The organism is Aestuariivirga sp., assembly GCF_046093005.1.
Classification (GTDB): domain Bacteria; phylum Pseudomonadota; class Alphaproteobacteria; order Rhizobiales; family Aestuariivirgaceae; genus Aestuariivirga.
Genome location: NZ_JBJTER010000130.1, coordinates 19965 through 30638, shown reverse-complemented (window position 1 = coordinate 30638; position 10674 = coordinate 19965). Strand labels below are relative to the sequence as shown.

8 protein-coding genes are annotated in these 10674 nt (G+C 62.9%); 1 reads left to right on the top strand and 7 read right to left on the bottom strand.

Annotation, left to right across the window (positions count from 1 at the left end):
* Positions 1-293: 293 nt before the first annotated feature.
* From ACKOED_RS11550 to ACKOED_RS11535, 4 genes are all read right to left on the bottom strand, one after another.
* A complete protein-coding gene (locus ACKOED_RS11550; protein ID WP_408916743.1) occupies positions 294-1502 on the bottom strand; it encodes an LptF/LptG family permease in 1209 nt (402 codons plus the stop codon).
* A 78-nt stretch (positions 1503-1580) separates the two neighbouring features.
* Positions 1581-2189 (bottom strand): amino acid synthesis family protein, encoded by a 609-nt coding sequence (locus ACKOED_RS11545; RefSeq protein ID WP_408916742.1) that lies wholly within the window; start codon positions 2187-2189, stop codon positions 1581-1583.
* A 14-nt stretch (positions 2190-2203) separates the two neighbouring features.
* Positions 2204-3013: an alpha/beta fold hydrolase gene (locus tag ACKOED_RS11540; RefSeq protein WP_408916741.1), complete on the bottom strand. Its 810-nt coding sequence runs from the start codon at positions 3011-3013 to the stop codon at positions 2204-2206.
* A 1-nt stretch (position 3014) separates the two neighbouring features.
* Positions 3015-3407 carry a RidA family protein gene (locus tag ACKOED_RS11535; protein ID WP_408916740.1) on the bottom strand — a complete coding sequence of 131 codons (393 nt, stop codon included), beginning with the start codon at positions 3405-3407 and terminating at the stop codon, positions 3015-3017.
* A gap of 143 nt (positions 3408-3550) precedes the next feature.
* Between ACKOED_RS11535 and ACKOED_RS11530 the strand changes: the two genes are divergently transcribed.
* Entirely contained in the window at positions 3551-5026 is a 1476-nt protein-coding gene (locus ACKOED_RS11530) for an aldehyde dehydrogenase (protein WP_408916746.1), read from the top strand.
* Between the two features lie 3 nt (positions 5027-5029).
* Here the strand turns inward: ACKOED_RS11530 and ACKOED_RS11525 are convergent, their stop codons facing one another.
* From ACKOED_RS11525 to ACKOED_RS11515, 3 genes are read right to left on the bottom strand one after another with little or no spacing between them, the layout of a single operon-like run.
* On the bottom strand, positions 5030-7585 hold the full coding sequence (locus ACKOED_RS11525) for an FAD-dependent oxidoreductase (RefSeq protein WP_408916739.1): 2556 nt from the start codon (positions 7583-7585) through the stop codon (positions 5030-5032).
* Between the two features lie 30 nt (positions 7586-7615).
* Entirely contained in the window at positions 7616-9571 is a 1956-nt protein-coding gene (locus ACKOED_RS11520) for a glutamate synthase-related protein (RefSeq protein ID WP_408916738.1), read from the bottom strand.
* Positions 9547-10467, bottom strand: a complete 921-nt coding sequence (locus tag ACKOED_RS11515; protein WP_408916737.1) for a class II glutamine amidotransferase — start codon at positions 10465-10467, stop codon at positions 9547-9549. Before ACKOED_RS11515 ends, ACKOED_RS11520 begins: the two co-directional genes overlap by 25 nt.
* Positions 10468-10674: the final 207 nt, after the last annotated feature.

Sequence of the window (10674 nt, the reverse complement as noted above, 5' to 3'; positions counted from 1 at the left end):
GCACGCCTCTGGTGCAGACACTTTGTCAACACCACCTAGCCTTAAGGTTGTCAACTACGCCTCCAAACGTCTATGACAACGTTGTCAATAATTAGTCGATCTTTGACAGCGTTGTCAATACCGAAGGTGAAAGACGAACAGGAACTCAGATGAGAAGTCTTGTTGGCACATTCATAAAAGCTGGAGAAACGGAGTTTGTGGGAGGGAGACATCGTCAGGCGCCGCCGGGTGGAAAAGCTATTGAAATGTTACCGCGCCCCTGCCCCCGTCTCCCGATGCCTGCCGTAAGCCAGTTATGCGCCAGGCGCCTGCGCGATCTTGACTCCCGCCTGGCCTCGGCGTCCTCGAAGGCCACCCAACAGGCCGTCGAGCAGTTGCGAGAAGTTGTCCCAGATCGAGCCTGGCCGCGCGGTGACCACATAAAAGAGAAGAACCGAGAGAACAGAGTAAGTGGCAAAAATCAGCCATAGCGGATAAGCGGGATTGACATTGAATTTCTCTCCCGTATCCGCCGCGGCTTCCACAAGTTGATGATAGAGGATGACAACAAGCAAGGCGAAAACCGTCTGATAAAAGTTCTTGCGGCGCGAACTCTGAATGGCCAGCGAAACCGCCAGCATAGGCAAGAACAGGGCGGAAAATGCGATCACCAGCTTCTTGTGCAACTGGACCTGGATTTCCTGAGCCGTTGCATTCGCCGCGCGGCTCCCGGGCGTGAGCAGCTCGGGAAGCAACAATTCCATTTCGTCCTTGCCGCGCGGCCGGAACGGCTCCAAGCCGTCGCCAAAGGGTATGTCGAGAGCGGCGAACGTCATGCTCTGCACAGCGTTCAAGTCTTTTGGATCGCCGATGATCTTCCGGGTCCCATCAAAGAGCCACAGCTTCATCTGTTGAGGCGTCTTGACGACGGCGCCAGTGGGGGCCGTAATCGTCAGGGAGCCGCCGTTTTCGAGCGGCTCGAAAATCATGACATTCACGAAGCTATGCCGGTCTGGATTGATTTTCTCAACGAACAGGGTCCTGTCGCCAATTTTCATGAAGGTGCTGTCCCGCGCCTTGAGATAGAAATCCGCATTGATCAAACGGTGGGTCAGACCCCGGTAAGCATAGCGCCCAAGCGGCTCGAACCAGCCGACAACCAAAGTGTTCAGAATCGTGAAAACAACGCCGAGGACCAGGAGTGAAGCGAACACCCGCGCGATGCTTGTTCCAGTCGCCTGGAGGATTGCGACTTCGGAGTAGAGCGACAGCTGCCGAGCCGCCATGTAGCTTCCAAAGTACAAAGCGAATGGGAGCATGAACGACAGATAGTGTGGAACGAATGCCGCCAGCAACCGCGCGACGATCGTCAGTCCGTCCTCATTCCCGATCACCAGATCAAAAATCATGACAAGGCGCGCTGCGGAAAGCACCAGCAGTCCGGTCAGGATCGTTGCGATGATCGGGGTCAGCGTCTCTCGCAATACATACTGGTCGATACGCTTGATGATGGCCGCACCCATTGCCGCTGACGCATAGACTGCAATTCAAATCATACAGGAATCCGCTTGCGCCTGTCACCGGCTTTGTCGCGGCCGCGGCTACTGCGAGAGCTTCGCCGGATTGCTGACATCAGCGCCGATTTCGGCCAAGTCCTGGTAGCGGTCGCCGATCCGGTGGTGCGGGCGTCCGCCGGTGGCGCCCCCGAAGGCGGCGATCAGTTCGTCATCGGCAGGCGCGTCGGCGATTGAAAACTGCACAGTCAGATAATGCGAGCGCCGGCCGGTATCATGCTTGTCCATCAGCGGGATTTGGATCTGGCTATTGGCGGGCCCGCGGGTGTTGGTGAAGCCGAGATAGGTCTTGGCGCCCAGCGCCTCGCGGTAGAAATTGCCGAAATGCAGTGTATGGATCAGCGCCGAGGCATGTTCTTGCTCGCAATCAAGCCCTGCCATGGCGGCCTTGCCATAGGCCTCGATCATATCCGCACCGCCGGCCATGGCCACGATGCGTTCGGTCAGCAGCTTTCCGAGCATGGGCGCGAAGGCCTTAATCTCGGGTTTGAGGTCTTCGACATAGCCCCGCCCCGCCCAGGGGTTCCTGACGACGGCGGCCACGCCCAGCATGCGCAGCGGCGGGGTTGCCGCCCTCCCGCCCTCAATTCGGATTTCTTCTTCGAAGTTTACCAGTTTCCTGATTTGCAATTCCATCGCTGTCTCCGAAATCATACCTTGAGCGTGCGCCCGCTGGCTCGTTCGAGAAAGCCAAGCAGCTGCGCGTTGAATGTGTCCGGCGCTTCAGCCAGGGCCATGTGACGGAGGCCTGGGAGGATAACCAGGTCGGCCCCCGGAATTTCGGCGGCGATGGCGCGGCTCATGGCGGGCGAGTTGCCGTGATCCTCATCGCCCGTCATCACCAGCGTGGGAACATTTATGGGCGGAGAGGGGGCAATCAGTTCGCTGACGCCGTCCGCAAGCACCTGATAGATTGGCCAATAAACCTCCCTGCGATTGGCCATGATCCAGCCGCGCACGGTGTTCATCAGCGCCGGGTTTGCGGCGCGGAAATCATCCGTGAACCAGCGCTGAAGCGCGGCTTCGACCGTCGCGGCCGGGCCTTCCGCGCGGGCCTGTTCGACGCGCCGCAGGATCGCATCTTGCGCTGCCGTGTCACGCGCATGAGCTGAATGCAGCACGCCCAGCGCCCACAAGCGGTCCGGATTGTCCATGGCGAAGCGCCGCGCGATCATGCCGCCCAGTGAGAAGCCCAACACCGCTGCCTCATAGAGCCGCAGGTGGTCCATCAATTCGCGCAGCTGATCTGAGAACATGGCGAGCGATGGCCGCTCCGGCGGCAGGCTGCTCTCGCCATGGCCATGAAGATCATAGGTGATGACGCGATAGCGTTCCGCGAGAGCGGGAGCCTGCCACTGCCAGGACTGGCGGTTGAGACCAAGGCCGTGCACCAGCACGACGGCGGCATCGCCATGCCCGCGCGTTTCAAGGGCGGTGCCGCGCGGCGTCCGCTCCGGCATCTCAGCCCGCCACCGGCTTGTAGGCCACGACCTCGACCTCCACGCGCACATCGACGAGAAGCTCGCTCACCACGGCGGACCGGGCGGGCGGATCATGCGGGAAATACTCGCCATAGACGGCATTGAAGCCTGGAAAATCCGCCCTGTCCCGCAGCCACACCATGGCTTTCACCACATCCGCCAGCGCACACCCCGCCTCGGCCAGCGTCGCCTTGATGTCTTCGAGAACGGCGCGGGTCTGTTCCTCCACGCTGCCGGTGGTCATCACCTGGCCATCCTTGAAAGGTATCTGACCGGTCAGGAACACGAAATCTCCAGCCCGGATCGCCCGCGACAGGGACAGCTTGCGCCCGCCGATCACCAGCGGACCGCCGATAACTTGCTTGGTCTTCATTGCCGTCATTTCCCCTAACCCTAGGCAAGGACCATAAGCGTAATATACGAGAATTCCGACAGGGCGCGCCGAAAATATTGTAGCCTCAGAAAGGCGATGGCCTCAGCTATCGCCGTAGACGGAAGGAGCAGCGCATGGGCAATCTGCAGCGTTACCGGATGTTCATCGACGGCCAATGGGTGGATGCCGGCGACGGACGGACATTCACCTCGTTCAACCCCGCGACGGGCGATGACTGGGCGGAAATCCCGGAAGCCACCGCAGATGATGTGGACCGCGCGGTCAAGGCCGCGCACCGCGCCTTCAGCGAAGGCGAATGGGCGAAAGCACTCCCCACCGCGCGCGGCCGCTATCTGCGCCGTCTGGCCGATCTCCTCGCGCAGAAGTCGGAGGAACTCGGCCGCACTGAAACCATCGACACCGGCAAGATGCTGAAGGAAACGCGCTGGCAGGCGAAATACATCGCCGAGTTCTTTCATTTCTATGCCGGCGCTGCCGACAAGGTGATGGGCTCCACCCTGCCCATTGACAAGCCGGACATGCTGGCTATGACGCTGCGAGAGCCGCTTGGCGTTGTGGCGGCCGTGGTGCCATGGAACTCGCAGCTGTTCCTCGTCGCGGTCAAGATCGGGCCTGCGCTGGCAGCGGGCAATACCGTGGTGCTCAAGGCCTCCGAGCATGCCTCGGCCCCGATGCTGGAGTTCGCCCGGCTCATCGAAGAGGCGGGCTTTCCGCCTGGCGTCTTCAACGTGGTCACCGGCCATGGCGAGCCCTGTGGGCGGGTGCTCTCGTCGCATCCGCTCGTGCAGCGCATCAGCTTCACCGGCGGGCCTGAATCGGCGCGCCACATCGTGCGCAATTCAGCGGAGAATTTCGCGCAGGTGTCGCTGGAGCTGGGCGGCAAGTCCCCGTTTCTGGTGTTTGAGGACGCCGACCTCGAAAGTGCTGTGAACGGCTCGATTGCTGGCATTTTCGGCGCCGCCGGGCAATCCTGTGTGGCTGGGTCGAGGCTCTATCTTCACGAGAAGGTGGCGGACCGGTTCCTGAGCGAGATGGTGTCACGCGCCCGCCAGATCCGTATCGGCGATCCGCTGCTCGAAGAAACCCAGATGGGGCCGCTCGCCACCCATGGCCAGATCGCGCGCATCGAGAAGGAAGTGGCCTTCGCGCAGGAGCAGGGCGGAAAACTGCTCACCGGCGGCAAGCGCCCGCCGGACCAGAACCGCGGCCTCTATTACGAGCCGACGATCATCGAATGTCAGAACCAGAACATGCGGATCGTCGATACCGAGCTGTTCGGCCCGGTGTTGAGCGTGCTGCGCTTTAGCGACGAGAATGAGGTGATGCGCCTGGCCAATGACACGCGCCATGGCCTGGCGGCCGGCGTGTTCACCAGGGATGGGGCCCGGGCGCTGCGGGTCACGCGGCAGCTGCGCGCCGGCATCGTCTGGGTCAACACCTATCGCGTGGTCTCGCCGATCGCCGAGTTTGGCGGCTTCAAGGAGTCGGGCTACGGCCGGGAGAGCGGCCTCCAGGCGATCTATGACTACACCCGTCCCAAGACTGTGTGGATCAACACTTCGGACCAGCCGATGGCCAATCCCTTCGTGATGCGCTGACGGCTATTCCGCCGCCGCGATCACCGTGTTGCGCTTGGCGCCGGCCAGCGGCACGCCGAAGTCCCTGGCGCTGGCCAGGGTGATGGCGCGCAGATCCTCGGGCTCGATGTTGCGAACATCGGTCTTGCCGGTGCAGCGGGCCATGATCGAGGCTTCCGCCGACATGGCGTTGATGATCGAGGCCGCGGCATCGGTGCGCTCGTCAGTTGAGCGGTCGCCGAAGAAGGAGAGTCCGCCGGGTCCCATCTCGCCGCCCAGCGCCATCGCCATGGTCATGCCGATGGCGCCGGCCTTGGCGCCGAGCCCGATCAGTTTCGCCACGTCGGTGCCAGAGCGCACACCGCCGAAATAAACGAAGTCGATGTCTTCCTCGCGGTTCATCCGCCGCACGATTCGCATCGCGTCGCGCAGCACCGTGAAGTCGGGGTAACCCTTGAGTTCCGGCCAGGCCCCGGCAATGCCGGATGAGCCGTCCAGCAGCATCATGTCGAAGCCGTTCTCAAGCGCGAAGGGCATGGCCTGCTCGAGGCTGGCCGCATTGGCGACGAGCCCGATGATCTTGCCGTCCCGGCGCTCCGGCATGAATGGCGCGAAGCCGCCACGCTGCACATAGACATATGCCGCGGCAGCCGCATCCGGCGTGTCCTCGCCCGTGATCAGCAACTGCAGCCATGGCGCTTTGCTGCCGGGGAGCGGCTTGCGCCCCAGCCAGGCGGAGCCGACATTGCCCAGCGCCTGGCCCAGCGCCGGCCTTGCCTCCCCGGGAAGCGCGTCGAGCCCGGCGGCGATCACCGGAATGTCGAGCTTGATCCGGCCCGCGATGTCGGTCGCCGTGTTGCAGGCGTCGCGATAGGGGTCGATCACCAGGCGCGACAGGTTGGCGGGAAGCAATACGAGATCGTCGAAGGAGGCCCGGTGATTTTCGGGGAATGGGTTCTGCTTGGGCTTCAGCCGCTTCTGCAGGATGGCGGTCTGGGTCTTGAGGTCGTTCACGGAGGTGCGCGCCATGACGAAGATATCCTCGCGCGTCTTCACCGAGTAGTCGGATGAGCCGGTCTCGGCATCGCAACGGTAGCAGCGTGCCGCCTCTTCCTTGGCGGTCACGTCGTCATAGGTGGTTTCGATTTCCGGGAAGGCTGACGGATTCTCACCCAAGCCGTTGAACTTCTGGTCACGGCGCGGGAAGATTTCCCAGTTGATGTCCTGCGCCGCCGGAACCCGCCTTGTGCGGTAAGGCGTGCGGTAGGGCAGGGGCTCGGCAATGCCGTCGAGATGCGACTTCACATAATGCGCCGCGCGGTGCCCGTGCATCATCGCCACAACGATGGTGGAGCCGCCGAAGGCGCCGTCGCCCGCGGCGAATACTTTCGGGTCGGCGGTGCGCATCGAGTTCCAGTCGGTTTTCACGCGGTCACCGGCCATCAGGCCTTTGGCGTCGAGTTCGTTTGACTCGGCCTTCTGGCCCACCGCCATGATGACCATGCCGCAGCCGATGTCGCGTTCGGAGCCGGGCACGGTTTCTGGCTTGCGGCGGCCATCCGGCCCCGGCGCGCCGAGTCTCGTTTCCACGCAGCGCAGGGCAAACTTGCCGCCTTCGCTCACCACCGCAACCGGCTGGGTGTTGTAGATCACCTCGATGTTTTCGGCGATCGCCTGGTGGAGTTCTTCCTTGCGGGCCGGAATTTCCTTGGGGCCGCGGCGGTAGAGCACCTTCACCTCTTTCACACCCGGCATGCGCAGCGCGGCACGGCAGGCGTCCATCGCCACGTCGCCGCCACCTACCACGATGACCTTCTCGGGAAGCATCGGGCGCTCCCCGGCGTTGATGCGGCGCAGGAAGCCCACACCGTCAACCACATTGGGATGGTTCTCGCCATCGATGCCCATGGGCTTGCCCCACCATGAGCCGATGGTGAGCAGCACCGCATCATGGCGCGCCTTCAAGGCGTCGAGGGTCACGTCCTTGCCAAGCGTTACGCCGCAATGCAGCTTGATGCCGGGGCAATGGTTGAACATGCGCTGCATGTCTTCCTCGATGATGCCCGGTGGCAGGCGGAAGCCGGGAATGCCCCACACCATCATGCCGCCGGGCTTGTCCATCATCTCATAGACGTGCACTTCGAAGCCGGCTTCGGCCAGATCCTGCGCGGCGGTGAGGCCCGCGGGGCCAGCGCCGACGATGCCCACGGTTTCCTTGCGGGTCACGTGAACGGGCGGCAGGTGATGATCCTTGCCGAGCTTGTCCATCACATAGCGCTTGAGGTTGCGGATGGCGATCGGCCCATCGCTTTCGGTGCGGCGGCAGGCGGGCTCGCACGGCGCGTCGCAGACCCGCCCGCAGATCGACGAGAATGGGTTGGTGGCGGTGATCGCCTCGAAGGCCTCGGCGAATTTCTCTTCCCAGATATAGCCGATGTAGGAAGGCGCATCGGTGCCGACGGGGCAAGCCACCTGGCAGGGGGCGGGGACGAAATGCGGGTCCTGGGTGTCGTCGCGGGACGGCGCCTTCGGCGGCCGGATGCGGTTGATGTCGTAGACGGTAATGACGTTGGAGCTCATCGCCTCGGTCCTGTGTGGTTCGCGCGAAGGTCAGGAGGCCTTGCGCAGGTCCTGTTCGCGTTCGCGGTATTCGGGGTGATAGGGCAGCCTGGTGATGGCTGCGGCTTCGGGCGTCAGCGCCACAAGGTCGTCGCGGCTCACCTGATGCGGGTCGCTGTAGCCCAGGGCATGGGTAATGGCGGCGATCTGCCAGCGCACCGATTCGAGGAAGCGGTGGATGTTCTGCGCTTCGACCGGCACATTGTAGCGCTTCTCATGCTCGGGATCCTGCGTGGCGATGCCGGTGACGCAGGTGCCGACGTGGCATTGCAGGCAGGCAATGCAGCCGCCGGCGATGATGGCGGAGGTTCCAAGCGCCACCGCATGGGCGCCCAGCGCCAGGGCCTTCACCGCGTCGATGCCGTCCTTGATGCCACCCATCAACACGATGGGCATGTCGAGCCCGCCCACTTCGGTGAGCGCGTCGCGCGCCTCCTGGATTGCGGACAGGGTGGGAATGCCGACGAATTCGAGAACCTCGTTGCCGGCCGCACCTGTCGAGCCCTGCATGCCGTCGAGCTCAACGAAATCGAAACCGTCTTTCCAGGCGATCTTGATGTCGTCGCGCACGCGGCCCGCGCCGAGCTTCACCGATACCGGAATGCGGTAGCCGGTCGCTTCGCGGAATTCCTCGACCTTGATCACCAGGTCGTCGGCGCCCAGCACGTCCGGGTGGCGCGATGGCGAGCGCAGGTCGATGCCCGCCGGAATTCCGCGGATGCGGGCGATTTCCGGCGTCACCTTCTTGGCCATCAGCTGGCCGCCCAGCCCGGGCTTGGCGCCCTGGCTGATGTAGATTTCGAGGCCATTGGCCTGCTGCATGTCATGGATGTTCCAGCCCAGGCGGCCGGCCAGGCACTGGTAGATCAGCTGGCCAGCCTCCTTGCGCTGTTCCTTGGACATGCCGCCCTCGCCGGTGTTCTCCGAGATCCCGGAGAGCCGGGAGGCGATGGCCAGCGCCAGCTTGGCCGATTTGGACAGCGCGCCATAGGACATCGGCGCGATCATCACCGGCATCGACAGCTTCAGCGGATTGGCGCCGGAGCGGCCGCCCACTTCGGTGCGAAGCTCGACCTTGGAGAGCACGTCCGGATCAGTGCCGATGGCCGGCAGGATGTCCTTCTTGAACGCGATGTCGGAGATGTGCGGCATCGGCCGGGCCGCGCCATAGCCGCGGATGCGATAACGCCCGATCTGCGACTTGACGTGGATATCCTCCTGGACCTTGGCGTTCCAGTAGGCGTTGTCGGCGAAGCTTTCGAAGAAGGGAATGGCGCGGCGCCGCGGCTCGGTCCTCGGATAGCGCAGCTTCTTCCCGGCGTTGACGATCTTCTGGAACGTGCCGGTGAAAGGGATCTTGTATTTGTCGAGGAAGGCGAGGAGCTCGTCGCGCTCGGCGGCCGGCAGGTCAGTGAGCATCGCATCGGTGCCCATCTCGCCGATCTTTCCGGCCACATATATGTCGCCGCCGGTCATGTCCTGGCCGACCTTCTCGCCGGAATGCCCGAGAATGATCAGGCGGCCGCCATACATCATGTAGCCGGCCATGAAATTGGCGTTGCCGCAGGCCAGCAGCGTGCCTGCCTTCATCACCTGGCCGGCGCGCGAGCCGATGTTGCCCTTGACCACGATCTCGGCGCCGCGGATTGCCACGCCCGGAATGGCCGAGGCATTGCCGTTGACCACAATCGAGCCGCTGAGCATGTTGTCGCCCACGCCCCAGCCCACATTGTTGTCGACCACGAAGCGTGGCCCGTCGGTGAGGCCGCCGCAAAAATAACCGGCCGAGCCGCGGATATGCACGTTGATCGGATGGATGAGCCCCACACCGATGTGGTGCCGCGCATCGGGGTTCAGCACCTCGACGTCGACGCCCTCGGCGCCATATTTGCGCAGGAGTTCGTTAGCCTCGCGGACAGGCGTTACGCTGAGGTCGATCTTTGCCATGTGTCGTAGGTTCCGGGTGCTGGTTCGGATGTGTTGAGGGCGCGGCCGGGGAAGAGGCGGTTGAGCGACACTTCCTCGGAGGCGATGGCGATGATGTTGTCGTCTTCGTATTTCACCATCGGCTTCGCCGCGAGCTTGTCCTTGGCATAGCCAATCTCGTCCTTGGTCGAGACCAGGAAGGAGAAGGTGCCATCGAGGTCATCGATCGAGCTTTTCAGCGCCTGCTTCAGCGTGAAGCCGTGCTTCAGCTTGTCGGCGAGATAGACGGCGATCAACTCGGAATCATTGTCGGTGTTGAAGAAATAGCCCTGCTTCTCCAGCCGGCGGCGCATCTTGTAATAGATGGTGATCTGGCCGTTGTGCACGATCGAGATGTCGGCGAAGCCAGTGGCCCAGAAGGGATGCGTGGCCTCCGGCGCCACGTCGGACTCGGTTGCCAGCCGCACATGGCCGATGCCATGCGTACCCTTGAAGTTTTCGATCTTGTAGACATTGTCAACGTCATGGGCGCCGCCGAGGTCCTTGATGATGTCGAGGCTCTCGCCGATCGAGGACAGCTTGGCGGCATGCTCCATCTCGAAGGCGAAGCGCTGCAGGTCGCCGTCGAACTTGACCAGCACCGCGAAAGACGAGCCCTTGTGCTCTTCCTCGACGATGCGCGCCTGGAACTCGGCCAGCTTGGCTTTCACCCGTTCGATGGCCGCCTTGGCGCTTTCGCCCTCGCCGACGATAAAGCGCAGCCGCAGGTGGCCCGGTACCGGGTCACGGTACAGCGAAAAGCCAGTGGAATCCGGCCCGCGGTGCTGGCAGCCATCCAACATGTCGATCAGCGCCTTGCCGACCCTGGCGTCTGACGACGCGTTGCCCTTGTAAAGAATTCCAGCGATTCCACACATTTGCGGCCTCACTCCTCGATCAGGATACAGGTTTTGCCGTTACCCCAGGGCATCAGCCCTGGTTTTCAGGACATATATGCAACTTTCTTTCCCGGTATGAAAGGGAAAATCATAGGACGTGATGTCCCACTGAGGCGGACCTGGAAAATTCTGTTGCCCTGTTTTCGAGACTGCAATACTCATTGTGCCGGGCCGCGTAGCGGCGGA

Bases quoted from the DNA above. Each gene is read 5' to 3' on its own strand.
- ACKOED_RS11525 (WP_408916739.1), bottom strand. From the start codon at position 7,585: ATGAGCTCCAACGTCATTACCGTCTACGACATCAACCGCATCCGGCCG.
- ACKOED_RS11540 (WP_408916741.1), bottom strand. From the start codon at position 3,013: ATGCCGGAGCGGACGCCGCGCGGCACCGCCCTTGAAACGCGCGGGCAT.
- ACKOED_RS11550 (WP_408916743.1), bottom strand. From the start codon at position 1,502: ATGGGTGCGGCCATCATCAAGCGTATCGACCAGTATGTATTGCGAGAG.
- ACKOED_RS11535 (WP_408916740.1), bottom strand. From the start codon at position 3,407: ATGAAGACCAAGCAAGTTATCGGCGGTCCGCTGGTGATCGGCGGGCGC.
- ACKOED_RS11545 (WP_408916742.1), bottom strand. From the start codon at position 2,189: ATGGAATTGCAAATCAGGAAACTGGTAAACTTCGAAGAAGAAATCCGA.
- ACKOED_RS11515 (WP_408916737.1), bottom strand. From the start codon at position 10,467: ATGTGTGGAATCGCTGGAATTCTTTACAAGGGCAACGCGTCGTCAGAC.
- ACKOED_RS11520 (WP_408916738.1), bottom strand. From the start codon at position 9,571: ATGGCAAAGATCGACCTCAGCGTAACGCCTGTCCGCGAGGCTAACGAA.